The sequence below is a fragment of the Thalassotalea euphylliae genome (assembly GCF_003390395.1).
In the GTDB taxonomy this organism is placed as follows: Bacteria; Pseudomonadota; Gammaproteobacteria; order Enterobacterales; family Alteromonadaceae; genus Thalassotalea_F; species Thalassotalea_F euphylliae_C.
The window spans coordinates 2586986-2611332 of the sequence record NZ_QUOV01000001.1 but is presented as its reverse complement, the minus strand read 5'-3'; the positions used below and the strand labels follow the sequence as shown (position 1 = coordinate 2611332).

Annotated in this window: 23 protein-coding genes and 1 pseudogene; 17 read left to right on the top strand and 7 right to left on the bottom strand. The window is 42.1% G+C overall.

What is annotated here, in order from left to right; translation table 11 throughout:
* The first annotated feature begins 74 nt into the window (after positions 1 to 74).
* The 8 genes and pseudogenes from glnS to DXX92_RS11620 all read left to right on the top strand — a co-directional run bounded on the left by glnS (position 75) and on the right by DXX92_RS11620 (position 5114).
* Positions 75 to 1745, top strand: a complete 1671-nt coding sequence (gene glnS / locus DXX92_RS11650; protein WP_116000594.1) for a glutamine--tRNA ligase — start codon at positions 75 to 77, stop codon at positions 1743 to 1745.
* Positions 1746 to 1901: 156 nt separating this feature from the next.
* On the top strand, positions 1902 to 2414 hold the full coding sequence (locus DXX92_RS11645) for a GNAT family N-acetyltransferase (RefSeq protein ID WP_116000593.1): 513 nt from the start codon (positions 1902 to 1904) through the stop codon (positions 2412 to 2414).
* 119 nt (positions 2415 to 2533) lie between these two features.
* Positions 2534 to 2665, top strand: coding sequence for a GNAT family N-acetyltransferase (locus DXX92_RS19145; protein ID WP_220347650.1), 132 nt, complete (start codon positions 2534 to 2536; stop codon positions 2663 to 2665).
* A gap of 313 nt (positions 2666 to 2978) precedes the next feature.
* On the top strand, positions 2979 to 3404 hold the full coding sequence (locus DXX92_RS11640) for a GNAT family N-acetyltransferase (protein ID WP_116000592.1): 426 nt from the start codon (positions 2979 to 2981) through the stop codon (positions 3402 to 3404).
* Between the two features lie 121 nt (positions 3405 to 3525).
* Positions 3526 to 3741 carry a DUF4177 domain-containing protein gene (locus DXX92_RS11635; protein WP_116000591.1) on the top strand — a complete coding sequence of 72 codons (216 nt, stop codon included), beginning with the start codon at positions 3526 to 3528 and terminating at the stop codon, positions 3739 to 3741.
* 3 nt (positions 3742 to 3744) lie between these two features.
* Positions 3745 to 3933, top strand: a pseudogene (gene yidD / locus DXX92_RS19230) (membrane protein insertion efficiency factor YidD); the annotation flags it as partial.
* A gap of 48 nt (positions 3934 to 3981) precedes the next feature.
* A complete protein-coding gene (locus tag DXX92_RS11625) occupies positions 3982 to 4356 on the top strand; it encodes a TM2 domain-containing protein (protein WP_245961548.1) in 375 nt (124 codons plus the stop codon).
* Complete coding sequence (locus DXX92_RS11620) at positions 4353 to 5114, top strand: M48 family metallopeptidase (protein WP_116000590.1); 762 nt, start codon at positions 4353 to 4355, stop codon at positions 5112 to 5114. The genes DXX92_RS11625 and DXX92_RS11620 overlap by 4 nt, the downstream gene beginning before the upstream one ends.
* 114 nt (positions 5115 to 5228) lie before the next feature.
* On the opposite strand, the gene fur is transcribed toward DXX92_RS11620, so the two are convergent.
* Positions 5229 to 5672, bottom strand: a complete 444-nt coding sequence (gene fur, locus DXX92_RS11615; protein ID WP_116000589.1) for a ferric iron uptake transcriptional regulator — start codon at positions 5670 to 5672, stop codon at positions 5229 to 5231.
* Positions 5673 to 5836: 164 nt separating this feature from the next.
* Here fur and DXX92_RS11610 point away from each other — a divergent pair, with 164 nt between their 5' ends.
* Positions 5837 to 6310, top strand: a complete 474-nt coding sequence (locus DXX92_RS11610) for a DUF4442 domain-containing protein (RefSeq protein ID WP_116000588.1) — start codon at positions 5837 to 5839, stop codon at positions 6308 to 6310.
* A gap of 190 nt (positions 6311 to 6500) precedes the next feature.
* Here DXX92_RS11610 and DXX92_RS11605 read toward each other — a convergent pair whose 3' ends face one another.
* The 6 genes from DXX92_RS11605 to DXX92_RS11580 all read right to left on the bottom strand — a co-directional run bounded on the left by DXX92_RS11605 (position 6501) and on the right by DXX92_RS11580 (position 12798).
* The gene (locus tag DXX92_RS11605; RefSeq protein ID WP_116000587.1) at positions 6501 to 8105 is read right to left on the bottom strand and encodes a methyl-accepting chemotaxis protein; all 1605 of its coding nucleotides are present in this window, start codon (positions 8103 to 8105) and stop codon (positions 6501 to 6503) included.
* A gap of 6 nt (positions 8106 to 8111) precedes the next feature.
* Entirely contained in the window at positions 8112 to 10646 is a 2535-nt protein-coding gene (locus DXX92_RS11600) for an EAL domain-containing protein (RefSeq protein ID WP_116000586.1), read from the bottom strand.
* A gap of 260 nt (positions 10647 to 10906) precedes the next feature.
* On the bottom strand, positions 10907 to 11434 hold the full coding sequence (gene fldA / locus DXX92_RS11595) for a flavodoxin FldA (protein ID WP_116000585.1): 528 nt from the start codon (positions 11432 to 11434) through the stop codon (positions 10907 to 10909).
* 29 nt (positions 11435 to 11463) lie between these two features.
* On the bottom strand, positions 11464 to 11742 hold the full coding sequence (ybfE, locus tag DXX92_RS11590; protein ID WP_116000584.1) for a LexA regulated protein: 279 nt from the start codon (positions 11740 to 11742) through the stop codon (positions 11464 to 11466).
* Between the two features lie 2 nt (positions 11743 to 11744).
* Complete coding sequence (locus tag DXX92_RS11585; protein WP_116000583.1) at positions 11745 to 11966, bottom strand: DUF2788 domain-containing protein; 222 nt, start codon at positions 11964 to 11966, stop codon at positions 11745 to 11747.
* A gap of 55 nt (positions 11967 to 12021) precedes the next feature.
* Positions 12022 to 12798 (bottom strand): alpha/beta fold hydrolase, encoded by a 777-nt coding sequence (locus DXX92_RS11580; protein ID WP_116000582.1) that lies wholly within the window; start codon positions 12796 to 12798, stop codon positions 12022 to 12024.
* Between the two features lie 292 nt (positions 12799 to 13090).
* On the opposite strand from DXX92_RS11580, the gene seqA reads away from it, so the two are divergent.
* The 8 genes from seqA to DXX92_RS11535 all read left to right on the top strand — a co-directional run bounded on the left by seqA (position 13091) and on the right by DXX92_RS11535 (position 24346).
* Positions 13091 to 13651, top strand: coding sequence for a replication initiation negative regulator SeqA (gene seqA / locus DXX92_RS11575; RefSeq protein WP_116000581.1), 561 nt, complete (start codon positions 13091 to 13093; stop codon positions 13649 to 13651).
* 302 nt (positions 13652 to 13953) lie between these two features.
* Positions 13954 to 15600, top strand: coding sequence for a phosphoglucomutase (alpha-D-glucose-1,6-bisphosphate-dependent) (pgm, locus tag DXX92_RS11570; protein ID WP_116000580.1), 1647 nt, complete (start codon positions 13954 to 13956; stop codon positions 15598 to 15600).
* A complete protein-coding gene (locus DXX92_RS11565) occupies positions 15600 to 15926 on the top strand; it encodes a hypothetical protein (RefSeq protein WP_116000579.1) in 327 nt (108 codons plus the stop codon). The genes pgm and DXX92_RS11565 overlap by 1 nt, the downstream gene beginning before the upstream one ends.
* A 264-nt stretch (positions 15927 to 16190) precedes the next feature.
* A complete protein-coding gene (astE, locus tag DXX92_RS11560) occupies positions 16191 to 17252 on the top strand; it encodes a succinylglutamate desuccinylase (protein WP_116000578.1) in 1062 nt (353 codons plus the stop codon).
* A 596-nt stretch (positions 17253 to 17848) separates the two neighbouring features.
* The gene (locus DXX92_RS11555; protein ID WP_428977338.1) at positions 17849 to 19045 is read left to right on the top strand and encodes a thiamine pyrophosphate-dependent dehydrogenase E1 component subunit alpha; all 1197 of its coding nucleotides are present in this window, start codon (positions 17849 to 17851) and stop codon (positions 19043 to 19045) included.
* A 2-nt stretch (positions 19046 to 19047) separates the two neighbouring features.
* Entirely contained in the window at positions 19048 to 20025 is a 978-nt protein-coding gene (locus DXX92_RS11550) for an alpha-ketoacid dehydrogenase subunit beta (protein ID WP_116000577.1), read from the top strand.
* A 14-nt stretch (positions 20026 to 20039) separates the two neighbouring features.
* Positions 20040 to 21890, top strand: a complete 1851-nt coding sequence (locus DXX92_RS11540) for a dihydrolipoyllysine-residue acetyltransferase (RefSeq protein ID WP_245961467.1) — start codon at positions 20040 to 20042, stop codon at positions 21888 to 21890.
* A 563-nt stretch (positions 21891 to 22453) separates the two neighbouring features.
* Positions 22454 to 24346 (top strand): protein kinase domain-containing protein, encoded by a 1893-nt coding sequence (locus DXX92_RS11535; protein WP_116002398.1) that lies wholly within the window; start codon positions 22454 to 22456, stop codon positions 24344 to 24346.
* Position 24347 lies beyond the last annotated feature (1 nt).

Sequence of the window (24347 nt, the reverse complement as noted above, 5' to 3'; positions counted from 1 at the left end):
CATCTTAGCTCGGCTTAGGTATATAATGCCGAGCTATTATCTTGTTATTTTCTTTTAGTTTAGAGGCCCTTTGGATGTCGGATACTGAACACCGTCCAACTAACTTTATTCGTCAAATTATTGATGCTGATTTAAGTGCTGGTAAGCACGATCATGTGCAAACTCGTTTTCCGCCTGAGCCAAATGGCTACTTGCATATTGGTCATGCCAAGTCTATTTGTTTGAACTTTGGTATTGCTCAGGACTACCAGGGCCTTTGTAACCTGCGTTTCGATGATACTAACCCTGAAAAAGAAGACATCGACTACGTTAATTCTATCCAAGAAGATGTGAAGTGGTTAGGCTTTGAGTGGGCTGGCGATATTCGTTACTCGTCAGACTATTTTGATCGCTTACATGGCTATGCAGTTGAACTAATTGAAAAAGGCTTAGCTTATGTGTGTTTCTTAAATGGTGAAGAAATGCGCGAATATCGCGGTACACTAAAGGCGCCTGGTAAAAACAGCCCTCACCGTGACACTTCAGTTGAAGAGAATTTAGCCTTATTCGATAAAATGAAAAACGGTGAATTCAAAGAAGGTGAATGTTCACTACGTGCAAAAATCGACATGAGCTCAAGCTTTATGTGTATGCGCGATCCTGTGATTTACCGTGTTAAATTTGCTCATCACCACCAAACGGGTGATAAGTGGTGCATTTACCCAATGTACGACTTTACTCATTGTTTGTCGGATGCTATCGAAGGTATTACGCACTCACTTTGTACACTTGAATTCCAAGATAACCGACGTCTATACGACTGGGTTATTGATAATGTTTCGATTGAAACACAGCCTCGTCAATATGAATTCTCGCGCTTAAACCTTGAATACACGGTAATGAGTAAGCGTAAACTCAATACGCTGGTCGAAGAAAACTTGGTGTCTGGTTGGGACGACCCACGTATGCCAACGATTGCAGGTTTTCGTCGCCGTGGTTATACGCCAGCGTCAATTCGCGAGTTTGCTAAGCGCATCGGTGTCACCAAAATGGATAACACTGTTGAAATGGGTGTGCTAGAAGCTTGTATTCGTGAAGACTTAAACGACAACGCACCTCGTGCGATGGCGGTACTTGACCCAATTAAATTGGTGATTGAGAACTACGAAGAAGGCAAGGTTGAAGAGCTAACGGTGAAAAACCACCCAAGCGATGAAAGCCAAGGCGATCGCATTGTACCGTTTTCAAAAGAAATCCTTATTGAAGCGGAAGACTTCCGTGAAGAAGCGAACAAAAAGTACAAGCGTTTAGTACTTGGCAAAGCAGTGCGTTTACGCGGTGCTTACGTGGTAACCGCAACTCGTTGTGAAAAGGATGATGAAGGTAACATTACCACGGTTTACTGTACTTACGATCCAAATACCCTAGGTAAAAATCCTGAAGATGGCACTAAGCCAAAAGGTGTTATTCACTGGGTGAGCGCTGCACAGGCACTTGATGCTGAAGTTCGTTTATACGATCGTTTATTTACTGTACCAAACCCTGGTGCCGCTGAAGATTTTCATACGGTATTAAATACTGAGTCGTTGGTAACAATTAACACAGCAAAAGTTGAACCTTCACTCGCACAGGCGCAGCCAGAAAAAGCGTTTCAGTTTGAACGTCAAGGCTATTTCTGCCTAGACAACAAGGAAGCTAAAGAAGGTAAATTGGTGTTTAACCGCACTGTTGGCCTAAGAGATACTTGGGCTAAGATTGGCGACTAATAACGCCCACCGATAATGTGCTCAATTAGCTTAAAGAAAAGAGGAACATGGTTCCTCTTTTTTTATGCCAATTAATTGATAATTAACGACCTTTATAGTTGATATGCCGATTAAGTATTGTTAGCTTAAAGAAAAATCTAGCCCGTTGATTGCCACATGGATGTTTTACCAGCCACCAAGCTAAAGCTTCGTTTTTTTGAAGCGCAAGATGAATTACTTTTAGTTGACTACTTAAACGACCCTCAAGTTATTCATTACCTGTCATCACGCATTCCTAATCCTTACACTGCTGAAGATGCAAAATGGTGGATTACTACAGGCAGCCGCAACGGTTTAATTCGAGCGATTACCGTTGATGGCGAGCTTGCAGGTTGTATTGGCGCTGAGCCAGGTCAACACGAGTATCAATATAGCGGTGAAGTAGGCTATTGGTTAGCCGAGAAATTTTGGGGCAAAGGCTATGCAACCAATGCGCTGTGTTTATTAATTAAAGAGCTTCAGCAGGCAACTCCGCTCGTGAGATTGCAGGCTAGCGTCTTTGAAGGGAATCAAGGCTCAGCCAAAGTGCTAGAAAAATGTGGTTTTACGCAACAAGGCTACTTTCCCAAAGCAGTTTATAAAAATCAGCGTTTCTACCATGAGGTTGTTTATGGCAGGACTATTTCTTAGCCAATACTAATTCTTAACCGATAAAAATTCTTTCAATCTCTTAATTAAAACTTCTAAATAAATAGCCCCTCGTTGGTCGAAAAGCCGTTATTACTTCACAAACGTTAGAAAGGTAAACCATGAACTTTCCACAATTAGCAACTGAGCGCCTAATGTTAACGCAATTGACTCAAGATGACGCTGCTGGCATATTGGAACTATTCTCTAACCCGCAGGTTATTGAATATTATGATTTATTTAGGGCGTGTTGATCTTTCAGAGTTGTTTTTACAGCAGTCTGTTTGGGTTTTATACAAGGCGGCACTTGTGCAGTGTAGCCATTCTCCATAAATAAGTGCCAACACAGTAGAAAATTCAAACAGACGCTGCCCTGCGGGTTCATCTATACGCTTCCTGCTCATTGTTGCTCGCTTTTTACATACGACTGCATGGATGCAGGAGGTAGAGCGACTCAGGAGACAAAGCCGAGAACGACTATGCGACAAAGCGAGCGCCGCGATCAGAAAGCGTTTAGATTAAACAAAATTCAATCTCGAAAGTTCAACACGCCCTTTATTCACTGAAATTTCACAAGCGACCGATCTTATTCATTTTTTCCACAAACGTTTTACTGACGCTACCGGTATTCGCTGGGGGATCAGGTTAAAACAGTCAAACCAACTTATTGGTACTTGCGGCTTTAATTCATGGAGTCCCGCGATGAAAAACGGGGTAATAGGTTACGACTTACACCCTAAGTTCTGGCGACAAGGGTTAGCTTTCGAAGCGGTGCAAGCGATTATGAAAGCGGCATTTTTAGGCGAGCTCGCGTGTGGCGCAATTCATCGCATTCAAGCAGATACAGTACCGGGTAATTCCGCGTCTGAAGCATTACTTGAAAAGCTAGGCTTTAAACTGGAAGGTATACGTAGAGAAAGTGGTTACTGGAAAGGGCAGTTTCACGATTTGAAATGCTTTGGCTTATTGGCAACAGAATACTCTATGAATTAGGTAAAAGTCTTACTATATTGATCTTCATCTGAAAATGCGTTACTTTTTCATTGGCTAGGGAAAGCGTTATTATTATCAATTAGTTAGCTGCCCAGCGTAATATATTTTTAAAGGAAGAAAAATGAGCAAATACAATGAATATAAAGTCATCCATGTCGTTGAGGGTGGCTGTGGAACACTCTTCTTAGGCGCCAGTGGCTTGCCTCTTAAAAAACTTGAATCTACCTTAAACAAAGAAGCTGCAGATGGCTGGCAGGTGGTTTTTCAAGTTATCGAAAATAAACGTTTTTGGTTATTCTGGTCACGTGAGGCTGTGATCGTAACACTTGGTCGGTAGTGCGTGATAAAACGCGCTATTCTGGCTGCTATTCGGCGTTACCAATCTAAAGGTGGCGCCAAGCAACACTTTAATCTTGAATGTAATTTTAAACCTAGTTGCTCCGAATATACCCATCAAGCAATATCAAAACATGGCACATATACTGGAATCAAACTGGGACTAATGAGAATTAGGCGATGTAATGATCCTGATTGCATTAATAAAATTCACGACCCAGTGCCCGAGAAGGTGATAAACATGAGCATGGAACAATTAAAATTAGAAGAAGACGAGCTGCGCAAAGAAATTGCAGCCTTGCCAACAGAACTAAAGAAATTATACTTCCGCACAGAAGAGCAGCGGATTAAAGACCCCGATACTTATGCCGTACTAAATTATTTCTTCCTTGCTGGTTTGCATCATTTTTACTTGGGTAAAAACCTGTTTGGTGCACTGAACTTACTGGCAATGTTACTTGGTATTATATTTTTTGAATTCGGCGGTTGGGTGCTATTTATATTAGTGATTGTTATTGAATTACCGCAGTTATTTAGAAGCCAATCGATTGTGCAAAAATATAATAACGGGGTAATGCGAAACACCCTTAGTGAACTAACCAGCGAACAACCATGAAGCTAAGTGAAAAGCAGCAACAATGGCTATTTATTGCTATTGCAGTTTTACTGGGTTTGTCAGTCGTCGGTTATCGTGCCTATACCGCGTTATTGCCTGCCGCCTCCACTTACATTGCCGAAAAAATACCTGAGTCGGTTTATCAAACCATTGGTGAATCGTCGTTGGAGAGTTTTGACGAATCAGAGTTCTTACCAAGTAAGCTAGCCGCAGAGCAACAAGAAAGCGTGCGTACAAGCTATCAGGAATTACTGAAAAATTTGTCGCTGTCGATAGAAGATTATCCACTCCATTTTCGCTATTGGGACGATCAAATGAATGCCTTTGCGCTCATGGATGGCTCTATTATTGTTACTGATTCACTCGTTGCTAAATTAGAAACTGAGCAACAGTTGATGGCTGTTTTATTACATGAAGTAGGGCATGTGCAGCATAATCATCTGATGGAAAACACTATTCGTGTATCGCTGTTTTACATAACCATGTCACTCATGTTTGGTGACGTTGGTGTTGTTAGTGATTTGCTAATCGAGGGTTCTACTTTAGGCCTCAATTTATCTTATTCCAGAGATTTTGAGAAAGAAGCGGATGCATACGCAGCTCAGAAGCTTGAAGAGCTCTATGGCAGTAATGAAGCGATGATTGAAGCGCTTGACATTCTTTATGAGCAAAAAGATCTAGAAACTTTTCATTGGGCGAGCACGCACCCAACCTTTGCAGAGCGTAAAACCAGCATTGAGAATTTGGCTAATGATTGAGTAATTTTCTCAATTGGCTTAATACCAATTTCAATAAATACTCAATTATTCGGCTTAGTAACAAAAAGGCAACCACTATGGTTGCCTTTTTAATATTATCTATATGTATGAAAACTAGTGTTGTGATTTACGATATGCTTCACAAGCAGTTTCGTCTTCACATTCACCGTATAAATATAAGCTATGGTTAGTCAGCTTAATTTTGTTTTCTTTAGCGATATCTAGTTGGCGTTGTTCGATAGTATCGTCTTCAAACTCAATCACTTTGCCACACTTTAAGCACACTAAGTGGTCATGGTGTTTCTTATGTGATAATTCGAATACTGATTTACCACCTTCGAAATGATGGCGAGTAACAATACCAGCGTCATCGAATTGGTTAAGTACGCGGTAAACTGTAGCTAAGCCAATTTCTTCTTGTTGTTCCAGCAATATTTTGTACACGTCTTCGGCACTAATATGCTGATTGTTTGGATCTTGCAGTATGGTTAAGATTTTTACACGAGGTAAGGTAATCTTTAGCCCTGCACGTTTTAGCTCTTCGTTTTGTTCTGACATACATATTTTCTATCAAATATAATTCTCAAAAATTATAGAAGTTTCTTAGTCGAGATAAAAGCCCTAGTTAACTACTCAGGTAATTTTCTTTGCTTTTTTCAACAATTAGCTGAGATAATCTACTGGTACGATGAGTTTTTAATCACAATCTTCGGAAGTAGTAAATGAATTTAATGTATTCTCGACCTTGGCTATTTAAATTACTGATTAATATCTGGCCGCCGCTGTTTTTTGCCCGAATTAAGCTCGAATATATGAGTGATGACTTTCGCGAGGCGCGTGTCTCAATGAAATTATCTGCCTGGAATCGCAATGGTGTCGGTACTTTATTTGGTGGTGCGCTGTTTTCGATGACAGACCCATTTTACATGTTGATGTTAATGGCAAGAATGCGTCAGCAGTATTTGATTTGGGATAAATGTGCAGATATAGATTTTATCAAGTCAGGAAAAGGACGCGTATATGCTGAATTTATCATTACTGATCAATTGCTTGAAGATATCGAAAAACACACAGCTAATGGTGATAAGTATTTGCCTGAGGTGGTCACTTATATTAAAGATGAAGCAGGTGACGTTGTCGCTAAGGTTAATCGCACTTTGTATATTCGTCGTAAAAAACGATTTCGCAATGACTAGCGCTATTTCGAGAAGTAACGCTTGCTAACACAATAAAGCTTTTGATCGCGCATTAACATTTTTACTAGCGCATTAAAAAGGGGGACAATAAGTCCCCCTTTTTAATGTTTTAAACCGCACCAACTGAACCATAAAACAGTTTTAAGCTCATTTGCGCTTGGGCTAGCGCCTGGAATACCTTGATTAGACGCTAATTTAGCTTAAAGCGTTTCACTTGTTCTTCTAATTCGTAAGCAAGTTCAAGCAAGTGCACACTGACTGATTTACCGCGGATCACATCTTCACTTGATTGCTCGGCAATATCTTTAATGTTGACGATGTGTTGGTTAATTTCTTCAGCCGCTAAGTTTTGCTGCTTCGCAGCATTGTCGATTTGGCAATTCATGTCATCAAGAGCATGAATATGCTCGGTTATCTGGACAAGTAATTGCGACACATTATCAACATCTTCCGCTTTCAATTGTGCTTGCTCACTAGTTTTAGTCATTGAATCGACAGCTTGCGCGGCATTTGATTGTAAGCTGGTAATGGTCTCTTGAATTTGACCAATCGCGTCTTGCGTGCGCATTGCCAACGAACGGACTTCCTCGGCAACTACGGCAAAACCTCTGCCTTGCTCACCGGCTCGCGCCGCTTCAATCGCAGCGTTAAGTGCCAGTAGGTTGGTTTGCTCAGCAATACCTGTGATCATGTCTAAAACTACATTAACCTCTTTGGTTTGTGCGTTTAGCTGCTCAATCATTTGCGCATTATCAGCAATTTCATTTTTGAGTTGGTTAATACCGGCGTTAGCTTGTTGCGCTAGGTTGTGACCTTGCTCTGAAATGTCTTTGGTTTCAACAGATTTGTGCGCGGTTTGGGTCGCGTTATTTTCAATTTCTGAAGCAGAAACGTCTAACTCATTAATCGCGGTGGCAACCGATTCTGTTGCACGTTTCTGTGACAATACAGCCGATTTACTGATATCTGAAATATCATCAACTTCTTTAGCTGAAGAAATCATTTTTTCCGTCGCGCTAGAAACCGTTTCAAAACTGCTTCTAAAGTTGATTACGAGGTGGTTAAGTGCACTACTTACGGCACCTAATTCATCGTCATGATGCACTTTAATGGTGTTACTTAAGTCTAAGTTGTCAGCCACGTTATTGATGTTGTTGCGCAGGCGTCGTAAACGGAAAATCACTAGTTTGTAGACAACCCAACCCAGCGCGCCGAAGCCGACAACGGAAATAAGTACTTGAATAAATGAAGCGCGATAAAGTGAACTTTTAATTTTCTTATCGAGTTTGGTTAAGTCATAGCTAATTTTAACCGCACCTAAAATTTCACCTTCTTGTGCTTGGTGACAGCCTAAACAATTGGTACCGCGATAATTCTCGCTGGCGCTGATCGGCATGACGTATTCCATCACATGACGGCCGTCTTTTTGCGAAATCTGTGTGATTTGCTCGCCAGCTAAACCTTGGCGATCTATGTCAGATTCAACCTGTTGGTCGGCAAAGCCTGCACCATAAACTTGGACAACCTTGGGCGCGCGAATAATCCGCGCTTCAATAATACCGTCTTGCTCTTTCAACTTGTTTTGCACTATTTGCCTGTTGGCGGTGGTGCCGGTCAGCATCATAGTGTTCACTGAGTCGAAATAGTTTTGTGCGGTACTTGCCAAGTTCTGTTCAATTAACTCTTCTGCCAGGGCTTTTTCATCGTGATAGAAAAAGGCGATTGTCGTGGCCAGCAAAGTCACACTGGTTAAGATGATCGCGGCATAAATCTTTTGGGCGATAGTAAGTTGCATATATACCTATTTATTTTCCACAATTTTTAGTTTGTTTGAGTTTGAGGCTGGACTCATTTGTGAGAACAAACTCTCTGCATCAACGGGTTTGTAGTAATAAAAACCTTGATGCGTATTACAATGGTTATTCGATAAAAAGCCTTGCTGGGCCTTATTTTCCACACCTTCAGCCACGATATTAATGGAAAGGCTTTCAGCCATATTAATGATGGTTTTAACTAGCTGACAATCTTTAGGGTTTTCCGGTGTCTTTTGAATAAAGCTAGCATCTATTTTCAATGTGTCTATTGAAAGTTTGGTTAAATAACTGAGAGAAGAGTAGCCTGTACCAAAATCATCAAGCGCAATGGTAATACCATGTGCTTTGATTTCTTGTAGCTTTTTCTTCGCTTCTTCGATGTTTTCAATGAAGCAAGACTCAGTCACTTCAATTTCCAAGTATTTAGCTGGCAATTCTGATGCTTCTAGCGCCGCGATAATTGAACTGAGCAAATTATTGTTAAAGTGAATCGCGGAAATGTTAATCGCGATGCGGCCGACATCGTGCCCGCTATCTAACCATGCTTTACGTTGTTTACAAGACTCGGTTAGCACCCAGCGCTCAATATCAACGATAACGCCTAACTCTTCGGCAAGTGGAATAAACACTGAAGGGGGGATATTGCCTAGTTCCTTTTGCTGCCAACGCAATAACGTTTCAATACCGACAATTTTTTCGGAATCGCTATTAATTTGTGGTTGGTAACTCAGGTGGAATTCATTGTCTTTTAGTGCATTTCGCAATTTGTTTTGCAGGGTGAGCTTGTTATCCAAGTTTTCGTGCATTTGGCGTTGGTAAAACGTGTAGCCATTACGCCCGTGCTGTTTGGTTTGGTACATCGCGATATCGGCTTGTTTAAGCAGTTCATCGGCCGTTGTGCCATTGAAAGGGTAAATTGAGGCACCGATAGAACACGTCGCGTAGGTTTCCTTGCCGTCAAGATAGAAGGGCTCATTGAATTGGCGGTAGATTCGGTTTATCACCCCTTCAATATCTTCCATGCAGTTCATTTCTGTCAGCAAAATAACAAACTCATCACCACCAAAGCGCGATACCGTGTCTCCTTCTTTTACCGAGCTCGCAATACGCTTAGATACAGAAACGAGCAATTCGTCGCCCACTTTGTGACCTAAACTGTCGTTAATTTGTTTAAAGCGATCTAAGTCAATAAACAATAGGGCTGCTAACTGCTTGTTGCGGTGCGCGGTTGAAATCGCGACATCAAGTCGGTCAGCAAACAGTCGTCGGTTCGGAAGCTCGGTCAGCTCATCGTAAAAAGCGAGTGCCTTGATACGAGCTTCGTGTTTTTTGCGTTCGGTAATATCTGAGAATATGCCGGTGTAATGAGTTTCTCCGGTCATTTCATCATCAATTTTTACGATGGTGAGCCATTCAGGGTAAATCTCGCCATTTTTGCGCTTATTCCAAATTTCACCTTGCCACTTACCTTCCGCAGTCAGTTTTTCCCACATCGCGTTATAAAATTCTTGATCGTGTCGACCTGAATTTAGCAGACTCGCGTTCTTACCAATGGCCTCTCTTGGCTTATAGCCAGTCACTGAGGTAAAGGCAGGGTTAATCGATAAAATAACGCCATTTTTGTCGCTGATCATTATCGCATCAAGTGATGATTCAATGACCTTTTGCGCTAAGAATAGGTGACGTTGCGAGGCGCTTAAGGCATGATCTCGCTCATTGATGATTTCTTTAAGCTGCTGAAAATAAGAGTGCTCAATGTCTGACAAAATATTTTGTTGAGACAATACACCTAAAATTTTGCCATGCTTATCAAGCACACCTAAATGGCGAATGCGATAGCGCTGCAGCGTCAGGTAACCCTCAAGCAGTGATTGATCAATACCAATTGAGATAAGTGGTGATGCCGCTATTTCCCAAACTGGCTTTTTGTTGTCTCCCTTAGCTAACACTTTAAGTAAGTCGCGTTCGGTAATGATGCCGTACTCGCCTGTTTGGCTGTGCTGAATAATCACTGACGAATGCTTTTTATTCGCCATAATTTGTACAACATCGTTTAACGAGTCGTGCTCAGTCAGCAGCTTGATACGCGGGTTGTAGCTTTGCTCGACTTTTCTCAGTTCAAGGTAGTGCTCAATACGCTGGCGTTTAATGACATCCGATTGGCTGATAATGCCAACCATTTTGTTACTGCTATCAGTCACCATAATATGTCTTATCTTATGGCGATGAAATTCAAGAATGATCTCTTGCAAAGGCGTATCAGTTTGTACCGATATCACTGGCGAACTCATAAAACGCGATATCGATTGTTCAAACATGGCAGGGCGCGTGAAGTCGAGTTTGGTGCAATCAGCTTCTGTCCAAATACCGACAATGTTATTTTGCTCACTTTTAACCAAAATAGAGCTGGTTTTGTGCTGACGAATAAGTGATGCAGCTTGATTAAGCGTTGCCGATGGCGGGCAGGTTAGTACATCTCTTTGAACGATATCTTCTGCTGTAACCATTTTTTGCTGATTCACGATTGTACTCCTTTGTCACGCGTAAAGGTAAGCGCAATCTTATAGCAAAGGGTTTGTTTTTCCTTGTTGATCTAGGTCAAGAGAATCTGGGTAACAGTAAAGAAATTAGAGGGTTAACCTATAGTTTCATTTTGTTAACCACAGGTTTACACATTTGTGTCTCAGTAGCTTTGAACTTTTTCTGTTGAAGGGAGAAGCACCTTAGAACAGACATAAAAAAACCGGCGTAGGCCGGTTTTCGAAAACTTAATAACACGCTGTTAGTCAGCAAGTTCTGCTAAGCACATTTCGTCGTAGATTTGGTTAACCCACTTATCAACACGCTCTTCAGTTAGCTCTGGTTGGCGGTCTTCATCGATACATAAACCGATAAAGTTATTGTCGTCAACAAGCGCTTTAGATGCTTCAAATTCATAACCTTCAGTTGGCCATTGACCCACTAAAATAGCACCTTTAGATTCAGCAATTTCTTTTAATGGTAACATCGCGTCACAGAAGTATTCTGCGTAATCTTCTTGGTCACCTAAACCGAAAATTGCCACTAGCTTGTCGTTGAAATCAACTTCTTCTAAGTCAGGTAGGAAATCGTCCCAGTCACATTGGTTTTCACCGTAGTACCAAGTAGGAATACCTAGAATAAGCAAATCAAACTCAGCGATTTCTTCTTTGGTACTTTTGGCGATGTCTTTGACTTCGACCATTTTCTTACCCAGTTTTTTCTGGATCATTTTACTAACGGCTTCAGTGTTACCTGTATCGCTGCCGAAAAATAAACCTACAATTGCCATTTACTTATAACCTTTTAATTAACTTTCGTTTAACTTTGCTTGGCTAGCGAGTCAACGAGCATGCTTTCAATCAGCTCGCTACGACTGATCCCTTGATCTTTCGCTAGCGCATCTAACTGGTCGAATAAACTTTGATGAATTTTAAATTCAACCCGTTTTAAACCTTTATTTTTATCTCGTTTGACCTGATTTCGCTTGTTGATTTTTATTTGTACGCTGCGCGGATGAGGGTTCGTTTTTGGTCGCCCCGGACGCTTCTCATCACTAAATAAATCAATAGTGGTTAAATCTGCTGCTTCTTTTGCCATGGTTAGCCAACGCCCTGACTTTCCCAGACAAATTGAATAATGCCTTTGGCAATAAAACCAGCACAACCTAAAAACAATACGAAATAGACAACGAATTGTCCCATTTTGGGGACATCATTTTTTTTCATAACATCGTTTATCGATAAGCCTATGAAAATAAATATAAAAGCAAAAAATAAATTGAGACCAATCGTCTCTATTAATTCGAAATGCTCTGCTAACATCTTACTACCCCAAAAAATCTGGCGGCACTATATCACAACCCAATAGGCCAATCACTTATCTGTTTAAAAAATCTTTAACAATCTTATTAAACGCAACCGTTTTTTCGGCGTGAAGCCAGTGGCCAGCACCCGCAATAATTTTGGCGCGGCTGTTGGGGAACATGGGTTTAATCACCTCACTATGTTCAGCGGTTATATAATTAGAGGCACCACCTTTAATAAACAAGGTGTCTCCACTAAAAGATTGATTTGGATCAAGCGCTTGCATAATTTGCGGGTAACAGTTGGCGATGTTTTGTAAATGGCACTTAAAGTGCAATTGGCCATCGGTAGTGGTTAGATTGCGCAGTAAGAACTGACGTACACTTGGCGTTTCAACATAGTGACTAAGTAATTCGTCGGCTTGCTTACGCGATGTTATTTGTTGATTCACGATCTGAAGCTCTACTTGCTGCAAGCCGTTGATGATTTCTTGGTGGTGCGCAGGGTAGGCAATTGGCGCAATGTCGGCGACAATCAAGCTTTTAACATAATGACTAAACGACAAGGCGATTTGCATCGCAATTTTACCGCCCATAGAGTGCCCAAGAAAATCTGCCTGTTTAACATTCAGGTGATCGAGTACCGAAATAACGTCTTGGGCAAGTGTTGGGTAGTTCATGTCGTTGCGATGAAATGAGCTACCGTGGTTACACACATCAATGCTGATGACCTGATAATCTTCAGCCATAGGCTTTGCAACCATTCCCAAGTTGTCGAGACTACCGAACAGTCCATGGATTAATACTAACGGTTGGCCTTCGCCGCGGATCTGAAAATTTAACAATGACATAGGCTTTCTTTTGATTATGTTGCTATTTGTTTATGTAGAGGTTGACGCTAGTTTCACACTTATCTACACGAGATTAACTATGTGAGCTTACTGTGCTTCATTATGCGCACCAGAGAACAAATTTTCGCGTAAATCCTAGTGCGCTTGCAAGCATAGTTTGTCAGTTAGATCTTTTTGCTTAAATATCGAGCGAAAGGATCAGATAAAACAACATTAAAGCCGATTTAGCGCTGGTGAGATTTTTTCTTCGTGAGTATAATCGGGGCGCTTGAAAAAAATATACGGATCATGAATGAAGAACATCGAAATAGACGAAGAGCTATATCAATATATTGCCAGTCAAACTCAATTTATTGGCGAAAGTGCCTCTTCTATTTTACGTCGTCTGCTTGCCATTGACACTGCTGTGCAGACCTCACCGCAGCCAAAATCTCAGTCAAACTCGGTTGACTTAAATTCCGTTAACTCAGAGCCAGAAACTAAAGCAGTTGAGGCACCGGCTAAGAAGCCAAAAGGAACAGTTTTCGATCATATCAATAAAGAAGAATTAGCAACACAACGTGGTGCGGTTGGTCGCTTTTTGTTGATTCTCCAAGCCCTATACCGTGTTCATCAAGACGAATTTAATGTGGTAAGCGATATTCGTGGCCGTGATCGTCTTTATTTTGCTGACAGCGAGAATGCATTGGCCGAAAGTGGCAGCAGTACTAAGCCTCGTCAAATACCAGAAAGTCCATACTGGGTTATTACTAACTCAAATACGACACGAAAGAAAATGATGCTAACTGAGGTAGCTGTTGCTCTAGGTTACTCAGATAAAGATGCTGAACGAATTCGCGAATTGCTTTCGTAAAGTGTATGAGTAAGGTGTAAGACTAAGGCAAATAGGCAAAGTGAACGGGTAAAGTGGCTAGAGATAAGCAACACATAAATAACCCGTGTCAGGTTGCCAATCATTATTTAATGTATTGAAAGACGATAGTATTCAAACACCAAAACTAACTTATTTCTCTAACATAAAGAATTAAGTGCTAAACGCTATTTGCTAAGAGTTGGTCACTAAGAGTTAGTGACCAAGAGTTAGTCACCAAAAATTAAGCACGAACACTTGAGTCCCTGCTAGGGGAAAGTGAAGGGAAGAATTAAGGGAACAACATGACGGTACATGAACGAGCAGGCCAAGTATCTTTACCAGAAGACCGAATTAACATCGCAAAAGTAGTTTCGGATTACTTTTTCACGCAACCTGATAGTAGTATCGCTGCACAAAAGGTGAGTTTTGGTACTTCTGGTCATCGCGGTAGCTCATTAAAAGCAAGTTTTAATGAGTACCATATTTTAGCCATATGTCAGGCTGTCGTGGAGTACCGCAAGGCTCAAGGTTTTACTGGGCCACTGTATCTTGGTAAAGACACGCATGCGCTATCTGAACCTGCTTTTAATTCCGCACTCAGTGTACTTATCGCTAATGATGTAGATGTTGTTGTTCAGCAAGATTTAGGCTTTACTCCAACGCCAGTGATTTCTCGTTTAATTATTAGCCACAACAAAACACAAGACACAGTTGCTGATGGCTTGATTATTACTCCATCACATAATCCACCTCAAGACGGTGGTATTAAGTACAACCCACCACATGGCGGGCCAGCTGAGGGTGAAATTACCAAGCAAATAGAAGCTCGCGCCAACGAAATTCTGGCTGCCGATTTAGAAGATGTACTTGATTTACCACTTAGCGAGGCAATGGCTTCTGAACGTTTAATCAAACGTGATTTTGTCACGGAATATATTGAACAACTAGACCAAGTGCTCGATATGCAAGCGATTGCAAAAGCCGGTGTTACTATTGGTGTTGACCCACTAGGTGGCTCAGGTATTGATTACTGGCCAGCAATTGCTAAACGCTATGGCATCAATATTGAGGTCGTAAACAAAGCTGTTGATCCAAGCTTTGCGTTTATGCCACTTGATAAAGATGGCAAAATCCGCATGGACTGTTCTTCACCTTATGCGATGGCGGGCTTAATTTCGCTAAAAGATGAATTTGACGTTGCCGTGGGCAATGATCCTGACTTTGATCGTCATGGCATTGTCACTAAGTCTGGTGGTTTAATGAATCCAAATCACTATTTAGCGGTTTCAATTCATTATTTAATGACACACCGAGACTGGCCAGAAAGTGCCAAAATAGGCAAAACCCTTGTTTCAAGCTCTTTAATTGACCGAGTTGCTAAAGACTTAGGTAAGCAATTATCAGAAGTGCCAGTAGGCTTTAAATGGTTTGTTGATGGTTTGCATCAAGCAAGTTATGCCTTTGGTGGTGAAGAAAGTGCTGGTGCATCTTTTATAGCCCGCGACGGTAGCTGTTGGACAACGGATAAAGACGGCTTCATTATGGCATTATTAGCGGCAGAAATTTTAGCGGTAACGGGCAAAGATCCTTATCAGCATTTCCTTGCGCTTGCCGAAAAACTCGGAACACCAAGTTATGGCCGCGTTGAGGCGGTTGCTAATGCCAAGCAAAAAGCTGTGTTAACCCAATTACAGCCTGAATCAATTACCGCCACTGAGCTTGCAGGCGAGCCTATCGTAAGTAAACTCAGTCATGCACCGGGTAACAATGCAGCAATTGGTGGCCTTAAGGTAGAAACCGCCAATGGTTGGTTTGCAGCGCGCCCATCAGGGACAGAAGAAATCTATAAAATCTACGCTGAAAGCTTTATTGATGAGGATCATTTGCAGCAAATTATTGCTGATGCGCAAGTAATGGTCAGCAATATTTTTGCCAAGGCAGGGATCTAATGTCTCCCAAACTTTCTGCCTTTGCTGAGGTGATTGCCAAAGCAAACGATGCGCTGATGGCAAAACATCAGCGCTTGGATACGTTAATGGGCATTATTGATAAGACACTTCGCCAACAAGGCATGGCAGCGGATGCGATTACCATAGATGCTCCGTCACTTGATAAGAAAATCGTGTTTTTACTGCCGGATATCGAACCAGAGCAAGTAGAAGTCGCTTATGGCAATAAAGCTGGGGACATTCATCGCAAAGAGCGCGTAGCAATTGTCAGCTTGGACATTGAGCAAGCACAGTCAATGATGGAAAGCTATTTCTTTACTCACTAGTGCCAGGCTTAGTGCAGAAAACAGCAAAACAGCAAAACAGCAAAAAAAGCAAAAACGTAAACAATTCCGTTCAAGCTCTCCGCGCGCCGGCTCTTCCATTACGCTAACTATCCTTTCGCAGCGCTATGCTATCGAATACAATAAGGCTGCAATTATTCTCCCAACGTGGTTAGTAGTATCAACTAGCCATTGATGTCAAAATTACTACACAGAAGAGCAATCGTGAGCCCATCATCTAACGTAACGCAACCTATCTCTGAGTCTATGAAACAGCAATTACAACAAAGCGGTGACTTTTTATCACTAACACGCAACCATGAATGGTCAATTCCTGCACCTTTTAGTTTCGAAGTAACCCATCAAGCTTCAAACACTAAGTCACTTGTCTCTGTGCTTGATACAGGCATCATTACTTTTGAGCCTATCGACAGAAAAACTAAAAAAGACATTGTTTTATCGAGCGCCGTTCATGGCAATGAAACAGCGCCAATCGAAATATGCGCTGACATCATTGGGCAGTTAATCAAAGGTGAATTGGCGTTAGCTGAGCGTGTATTATTTTTATTTGGTAACCCTGCGGCGATGAATATTGCTGAGCGTTTTGTTGAAGAGAACCTTAATCGACTGTTTTCGGGTGCACATAGCGAAGGTGATGTTCGAAATAAAGAGCGCGATCGCGCAAAAGCACTCGAGCAAGCGGTAACTAACTTCTTTACCCAATTAGCAGAGCACAACCTTTGCGAAGATGGTGAACGCGAGCGTTACCACTATGACTTGCACACCGCCATTCGCGGCTCAAAAAACGATAAGTTTGCGGTTTATCCGTTTAGACACGGTAAGCCTTGGAAGAAGTCGCAACTTTGCTTCTTACAAGCATGTGATGTTTCAACTATTTTATTGTCTCATTCTCCGACAACCACGTTTAGCTATTTTTCTTCAAATAACTTTGGCGCCGATGCATTTACTGTAGAGCTGGGCAAAGTTATGCCATTTGGTCAAAACGATATGGCTAAATTCACCAAAGTGAAAGAGACATTAACGAAATTTGTTTCAGGTCAGCCGCTTGAGCTAGCGGAGTATGACGAAAGCACATTTGATATTTTTGAAATTGATCAAACCATCAACAAACAAACGAAAGATTTTGTCTTAAACTTTGCAGATGACGCGGAAAACTTTACTGATTTTCCAGTTGGCTATGTGCTTGCCACCGATGGCGATATTGAACATAAAGTACGCACACAAGGGGAAGCTATCATCTTCCCAAATGCGAATGTGGCACTTGGCCAACGCGCATTACTGACGGTAAAACCAACGACCATTGCGTAGCATATTATCAGCCTTTCAACAGCGTTTAAAGCCCCATTTTCCGGGGCTTTTTTCATTCTTTCACAGCGATATATAAACTGACTTAACTTACTTAAGTGTAAACATTTCTGTTCAAATTTTCTGCTCACAAACATCTCACTCTCGCCACTCTCTTGAATGTAAGTTTACGTAAAGGTAAATTTTTAGCCGTTACAACAAGCGATACTACAGAGCAGCCAATGCACTCGTATTCGTCAGCCACATAATTAAAAAATAAGGCTATAACGAACGAGGAATCAGGCAGTTAACACATTCAAAAATATAACTCGTTAACTCACTGAATAAGCGTCTGCACCCTAAAGTCATTAAGAACTAAAGTGCGGCCGCTATACAGCGTATTTAGGTGTAGTTAGAAACATCAAAGGCCTAGCAAAATAATAATGACAGGCTTGGCCTTAGCTCGTGATATTTCTGGCAATTAGCTGAAGTTTCATTGAGTTAACTATACTTATTACTACGCTGGGTATAAGCCTAGTGATGAGTGCGGCGGCTCTGTAGTGAAATGCAGGACATAACCCCAAATTGGCGGTTATGGCCTGCCTAAACAAGAGAACAATATGAACGCTAGAACACATATGCCTGAAAAGTACCCAAGCGGTGCTGAGGTTCATAGTCCGGCCTTTATCGATGGCCATTCAGTTGCTATTCCTATTTTAAAGATCCTAAAAGAAGACGGCTCGCTTTACCCGAGTGCCGATTTACCTGAGCTTGATCAAGCAAAAGCTGAAAAGGTTTACCGTGCATTTGCCTTTCATCGTGTGCTTGACGAGCGCATGATTGCCGCCCAGCGTCAGGGGCGCATTAGTTTTTACATGACCGCCTTAGGGGAGGAAGCAACGACAGTTGGCGGCGCAGCGGCGTTAGAACCGCAAGATATGATTATGGCGCAGTATCGCGAGCAAGGCTGTTTAATTTACCGCGGTTTTTCCTTAGAAGACTTTATGAATCAAATGTTTTCAAACGAAAAAGATCTAGGTAAAGGTCGTCAAATGCCGATTCATTACGGCTCTAATGAATTAAACTACATGACGATATCATCACCGCTAGGCACACAAATTCCACAAGCGGCCGGTTATGCTTATGGCCAAAAACTGCAAGGAAAAGACGCCGTAACCTTGTGTATGTTTGGTGAAGGTGCGGCATCAGAAGGTGATTTTCATGCTGGCCTGAATATGGCAGCCGTTCATCAAGCCCCCGTTATTTTCTTTTGTCGAAACAATGGCTACGCCATTTCAACACCATCTGATGAGCAATATGTGGGTAATGGTATTGCCTCGCGTGGTGTCGGTTATGGCATGAAAACGATCCGCATAGACGGTAATGACGTTTTGGCGGTAATGAAAGCCATGCAGTTGGCACGCAGTTACGCGCTAGAGCACCAAGCACCTGTGCTTATCGAGGCGATGTCTTATCGCTTGGGCGCCCATTCAACATCAGATGATCCATCGGGCTATCGCAGCAAAGAAGAAGAAGCGAAATGGCAAGCGCACGATCCCATTGCGCGTTTTAAAACTTGGTTAATAAACCAAAAGTGGTGGGATGAAGCACGTGACAAAGCGTTATATGAATCTTTGCGCGAAGAAATTCTAGCGGCGGTAAAAGTCGCAGAAAAAATCGCAAAACCACCAGTTGAAGACTTAGTCACCGATGTGTATGACCAAGTGCCGAAACACCTCGAAAAACAATTAGCCGAGCTGAAAGAACACATTAACAAATATCCAGAAGCCTATCCGTTTACCGCAGGGAGATTTTAACCATGGCGCAAATGAATTTATTGCAAGCGGTCAATAACGCGCTTGATATCGCCATGGCCGAAGACGATAGCACTTTGTGCTTTGGTGAAGACGTTGGTCACTTTGGTGGCGTTTTTCGAGCAACTTCTGGCTTGCAAGAGAAATATGGCAAAGCGCGCTGTTTTAATACGCCACTTGCGGAGCAGGGGATTGTTGGTTTTGCCAATGGTTTAGCTGCGCAAGGCAGTCGTCCGGTCGCGGAAATACAATTTGCTGACTATATCTTCCCCGCGTTTGATCAAATTGTGAATGAATCTGCCAAGTTTCGTTACCGCAGTGGTAATGAATTCAATGTCGGTCGGCTTACCATCCGCACCCCCTATGGTGGTGGTATTGCCGGCGGCTTGTATCACAGTCAATCGCCAGAGGCATATTTTGCTCACACGCCCGGTTTAAAAATTGTTGTACCGCGCAACCCGTATCAAGCAAAGGGACTGTTGTTGGCGTCAATTCGCGATGACAACCCAGTGATTTTCTTTGAACCTAAACGTTTGTACCGTGCCTCAGTAGGAGAGGTACCAGAAGACGATTACCAGTTGCCTATCGGTAAAGCCGAAGTGATCAGCCAAGGAAGTGATATCACCCTACTTGGTTGGGGGGCACAAATGGAAGTTATTGAAAAAGCAGCGGAGTTGGCTGCTAATGAGAGGATTTCGTGTGAACTAATCGACTTGCGTTCTATTCTGCCTTGGGATGTGGAAACCGTCGCTCAATCTGTGATGAAAACGGGGCGATTGTTAATTAGCCATGAAGCACCAATTACGGGTGGCTTTGCTGGCGAAGTGGCGGCGACTATTCAACATGAGTGTTTTTTGCATTTAGAGTCACCAATAGCACGAGTTTGCGGTGTTGATACGCCGTATCCACTATCGCTTGAAAAAGAACATATGGCAGATCATCTCAAGATTTTTGAAGCCATTAAACGCAGCGTGCAGTACTAGAGGTAGGGTAGCAAATGAGCATAGATTTTATTTTACCGGACATTGGCGAAGGCATTGTCGAATGCGAATTAGTGGAATGGTTGGTCGCAGAGGGTGAGAAGATTGAAGAAGATCAACCCATTGCCGATGTGATGACAGATAAAGCTTTAGTGCAAATTCCCGCCATGCATGCTGGCGTGGTCGACAAACTATATTATCAGCAAGGCGATATTGCCAAAGTACATGAGCCTTTGTTTGCAATGACGCCGGTTGCCATGACACCTTTAGATGGTAATACAACAAGTGCTGACAATGATTCAAATGGCGTTGGCGCAATGCCTGAAACTCATCAAGCAACCTCGCTCGCCAAGCAAAAAACAAATGAGGGTGTTAAAGGCTCGCAATTATTGGATGCTGGCTTAAACCTATTAGAGTCTTTGGTTTCTGATGAAGTCGCAAGCGACGAACAGCAGATAGATGAACCGTTAGATTCAGCGAATATGATTGCTGCCAATGAACCGCAATCTGCGGGCATCTCAGAAGACTTTATTTTACCTGATATTGGTGAAGGCATTGTTGAGTGTGAAATTGTTGAATGGTTAGTGGCTGAAGGTGATGTGATTGAGGAAGATCAACCTGTTGCTGATGTGATGACAGATAAGGCACTTGTGCAGATCCCGGCAATTTGTGCTGGCACTGTCGTTAAGCTTTATTATGCCAAAGGTGATATTGCCAAAGTTCATGCGCCACTTTTTGCTATTGCGCCAAGTGGCAATGTTGTTAGCCATGATGATGACAACAAAAAGGAAAAAGATAAGCTACCTGAAACCGCTAACGAAAATCATCAGGCAGGTATTCAGCCAGCAATTACCAATCAAAAAAGTCAAAAACAACAAAGTAAAAACCAAGAGAGTGCCACTTTCGCAGGAAAAAGCTCCGCACAAATTGCCAGTACTGATATTGCGAAAAATGGTAAAAAAGCTCTGGCTAGCCCTGCGGTTAGACGTGTTGCTCGAGAACTAGACATTAATATTCATCAAGTGCCGGGTTCTGGTAAAAAAGGTCGGGTATATAAGGAAGACGTTATTCGTTTTAGCGAGGCAAAAGCGGAGCAGGCGCATGCTATTCCTGTGCAAACTGGTCAGCCAGAATCTATTAGCAGTAAGTCAACTACTGTTGGTGGTAAGCGTGTTGAGGCAATTCGCGGTGTTAAAGCGGCGATGGCGAAAGCCATGGTTGATTCCGTTACTAGCATTCCTCACTTTACCTATTGTGAAGAGCTAGATTTGACAGAGTTAATCGCGCTACGTCAGCAACTAAAAACACAATACGCTAAACAAGATGTCAAACTGACTTTGATGCCATTTTTTATGAAGGCGATGTCTATGGCACTTACTGAGTTTCCACTGATGAATACTCAAGTTAACGATGATTGCAGTGAGATCACCTATTTTGAAGATCACAATATCGGCATGGCAGTAGATTCGAAAGTCGGCTTGTTAGTGCCAAATGTAAAACAAGCACAAACAAAATCTATTTTAGAGTTGGCGTCAGATATTGCTAGGTTAACTGAGCAGGCGCGGGCAGGGCGCGTTAGCCTAAAAGATTTGACCGGCGGAACTATCTCTATTTCCAACATTGGTGCGATAGGTGGCACTGTCGCAACTCCAATTATTAATAAACCAGAAGTCGCAATTGTCGCTTTGGGTAAAGTGCAAAAGTTACCGCGTTTCAATGAAAATGGGGAAGTGGAAGCGCGCGAAATTATGCAAATTAGTTGGTCTGGTGATCACCGCGTAATCGATGGCGGCACGATTGCACGGTTTACTAATGCATGGAAAGCGCTTCTCGAAAATCCAAACCAAATGCTAGTAAATCTTCGCTAGCGTGCATTATTTGCAAAAAAAAGGCTAGCAAAAAAAACTAGGCAAAAAAAGCTCTGCTAAGTAGTGCTTAGCAGAGCTAAAGGCGAGCTTTTCGCAGCGATTACAAGGAAGCTATCGCATAGAAAAGTGCGCTGGGATTAATGTCCAGAAAGAATCCAATAAAGAATAAAAGAACAACAATTAAACAATAAGTTTGGTTACCTTACTCTTTATTATTGGATAACAATGTTGGATAGCAATACTGAGTCAGAATATTGGCCAGCAGTAACTTATCCAACGGGGCATATGTTAGCTTGGCTTTATGACAGTTATGTGACGATGGAAATGAAGTTGTTGTGACACTCTGTTATTACCAGATGCGCTTTTGCGATGCTCGGCTGCTCAGCTTAGAGTTAATAGCGTTGACAAAAAGCATGCTAATGAACAATCTAGTTGTCTAATAGTTACCTAACAATTACCTAATAATTATATAGTGCAAACCAAGAAGTGTGCTTAAACGCGCTTAATTTATTGAAGACTAAGCATAGTCTTTGTCTAATAGATTTCGATAACGATTGGCGAATGTGACAAGAAAAAAACTACAACACTTTTATATTGCCGAAGAGCAATCCATCTATTTGCTAAGTCATAAAGATGCGACCAAGTTAAAGACTTGGGTTGAATTGTGCCAGCAGCAGTTAAATCTGTTGGGTTACAGCAATATCGAATTGATAGGTAAAGGAGCCTATGGTTTTGTGTTTTCGGGTCAAGGAGAAGCCTTGCCAGATCATCAAAACCCAGAACATCAAAAACAGCAAGACAAACACGAGCAACAAGCTAGCCATCAGTTACAAGACTTTGTGTTTAAGTTTTCTCGATTGACCTTACCCCAACATGTACAAGACAGGTTCGAAGAAGAAGCGCATATGCAGCGCCAAATTTGTCATCCGCAAGTGCCAAAGGTTATCGAATATCGAAAAATAAAGCGTCAATCTGTGGTGCAAATGACAAGGGCACCGGGAATTAACCTCGAACAATACTCCCATCAGCACGGGCCACTCCCTCCCGAACAAATAGTACAGTTCGCGATTCAGCTGATTGAGCTATTAACGTATTTGCGTGGCGCTAAACAAAATGGTGAGGCTAAGCCAATTGTGCACGGCGATATTAAGCCGTCTAATTTAGTGTTCGATGAGCATACAGGGCAACTGCACTTAGTGGACTGGGGCTCAGCTGTTTACGCACAGATAGACGCGCAGGGGCAGACTACTGCGAATAATGTCATGGATTTAATGAGTGGTGATTTGCAGCATACCAATGCTCGCTTAGGTGATATTTATTTTATCGGGCCAGAGCAAATCAATGGGGAGCTTTCCAGCCCTCGTTTTGACGAGCAAGGAGCCGCTGCTACTTTATATGCGCTTGCGTCAGGCCAATCTAGCCGTTATGGCAAACAAGTGATCCCCGCCAGCAGTTTAGGCTTGCCTAAGCCGCTGGCGCAAGTGCTCGACGGTATGTTGAGTGAAGATATGAAAACAAGGCAGCAAGCGGGCGATTACTTTCTAAAGCAAATAGGCTTTTTTAAGAAATTAGTACTCGCAGAAAAGCCCACAGAACCATTAATTGAACCATTAATTCCGGTTTGGGTGAGAAATAGTGAAGCGCTAATCGATACGGTTGTTTATGGCTCGCGAAAATCTTTTTTACGCGAGCAAAGTGATGATGACTCTTTAACGGATGTCGATGATGCCCAGTTAGAAAAATATTATAAAAACTATCTGAGCGGTATGGGAGATAACGAAAAAGCCTTTGTTGCTGCAGTTAGTCGGCTGGGTAATTTTCCGGTTGTTGGTGGTTTAGCAGTGCGCTGGCAAAAAGAAGGTGTTTATATCGATTCCAATTTAACGCTGTTTGATCCATCACTGAAAAAGTCTTTTCAAAGCGCCGTCAATAACATGATTTATTTAGCGCAAGGCATATTTCGCATCGGTATGTTTAAAAGCTGTTTATTCAATGCCCGTACTACCTTGCACATTGAGCGAGAAAACGAACAAGAGCCGTTTATCGCCAATGAGAAAATGACCATTCCTTTTGATGTCAGTGTCGTACCAGAACTTGATGATGAAACTAGGCTTCACTCCTATTTTGAAGACGGTAAAGACCCAGATGAATACTTGCGCCTACCTGATGAAATCATGGCAGAGCTTGCCAAAATGAACCTAATTCATCATACCGGCTGTATTATTTTCGAAGTATTACCAACTCACCTTAAAATTCATAGCTACCTGATGCTACTGAATCATGAAAAACAAGCGGAATTCACTAAACACCTTCATAATATTCTAAAACTGTTACCAAATATTAGTGGCTTAGGCATATCTGGCTTTATGAAGCTACCCTATAAAGATACGCGGTTTTTTGAACATATTAGTCAGTTGCCAGATAAGTTTTATCCAAAAAATCCCAAATTACGCTAGC

What these genes read in the sequence shown, in the direction of transcription:
- glnS (WP_116000594.1), top strand. Translation starts at nt 75, where the DNA reads ATGTCGGATACTGAACACCGTCCAACTAACTTTATTCGTCAAATTATT.
- DXX92_RS11645 (WP_116000593.1), top strand. Translation starts at nt 1,902, where the DNA reads ATGGATGTTTTACCAGCCACCAAGCTAAAGCTTCGTTTTTTTGAAGCG.
- DXX92_RS19145 (WP_220347650.1), top strand. Translation starts at nt 2,534, where the DNA reads ATGAACTTTCCACAATTAGCAACTGAGCGCCTAATGTTAACGCAATTG.
- DXX92_RS11635 (WP_116000591.1), top strand. Translation starts at nt 3,526, where the DNA reads ATGAGCAAATACAATGAATATAAAGTCATCCATGTCGTTGAGGGTGGC.
- DXX92_RS11625 (WP_245961548.1), top strand. Translation starts at nt 3,982, where the DNA reads ATGAGCATGGAACAATTAAAATTAGAAGAAGACGAGCTGCGCAAAGAA.
- DXX92_RS11620 (WP_116000590.1), top strand. Translation starts at nt 4,353, where the DNA reads ATGAAGCTAAGTGAAAAGCAGCAACAATGGCTATTTATTGCTATTGCA.
- fur (WP_116000589.1), bottom strand. Translation starts at nt 5,672, where the DNA reads ATGTCAGAACAAAACGAAGAGCTAAAACGTGCAGGGCTAAAGATTACC.
- DXX92_RS11610 (WP_116000588.1), top strand. Translation starts at nt 5,837, where the DNA reads ATGAATTTAATGTATTCTCGACCTTGGCTATTTAAATTACTGATTAAT.
- DXX92_RS11605 (WP_116000587.1), bottom strand. Translation starts at nt 8,105, where the DNA reads ATGCAACTTACTATCGCCCAAAAGATTTATGCCGCGATCATCTTAACC.
- fldA (WP_116000585.1), bottom strand. Translation starts at nt 11,434, where the DNA reads ATGGCAATTGTAGGTTTATTTTTCGGCAGCGATACAGGTAACACTGAA.
- ybfE (WP_116000584.1), bottom strand. Translation starts at nt 11,742, where the DNA reads ATGGCAAAAGAAGCAGCAGATTTAACCACTATTGATTTATTTAGTGAT.
- DXX92_RS11585 (WP_116000583.1), bottom strand. Translation starts at nt 11,966, where the DNA reads ATGTTAGCAGAGCATTTCGAATTAATAGAGACGATTGGTCTCAATTTA.
- DXX92_RS11580 (WP_116000582.1), bottom strand. Translation starts at nt 12,798, where the DNA reads ATGTCATTGTTAAATTTTCAGATCCGCGGCGAAGGCCAACCGTTAGTA.
- seqA (WP_116000581.1), top strand. Translation starts at nt 13,091, where the DNA reads ATGAAGAACATCGAAATAGACGAAGAGCTATATCAATATATTGCCAGT.
- pgm (WP_116000580.1), top strand. Translation starts at nt 13,954, where the DNA reads ATGACGGTACATGAACGAGCAGGCCAAGTATCTTTACCAGAAGACCGA.
- DXX92_RS11565 (WP_116000579.1), top strand. Translation starts at nt 15,600, where the DNA reads ATGTCTCCCAAACTTTCTGCCTTTGCTGAGGTGATTGCCAAAGCAAAC.
- astE (WP_116000578.1), top strand. Translation starts at nt 16,191, where the DNA reads ATGAAACAGCAATTACAACAAAGCGGTGACTTTTTATCACTAACACGC.
- DXX92_RS11555 (WP_428977338.1), top strand. Translation starts at nt 17,849, where the DNA reads ATGAACGCTAGAACACATATGCCTGAAAAGTACCCAAGCGGTGCTGAG.
- DXX92_RS11550 (WP_116000577.1), top strand. Translation starts at nt 19,048, where the DNA reads ATGGCGCAAATGAATTTATTGCAAGCGGTCAATAACGCGCTTGATATC.
- DXX92_RS11540 (WP_245961467.1), top strand. Translation starts at nt 20,040, where the DNA reads ATGAGCATAGATTTTATTTTACCGGACATTGGCGAAGGCATTGTCGAA.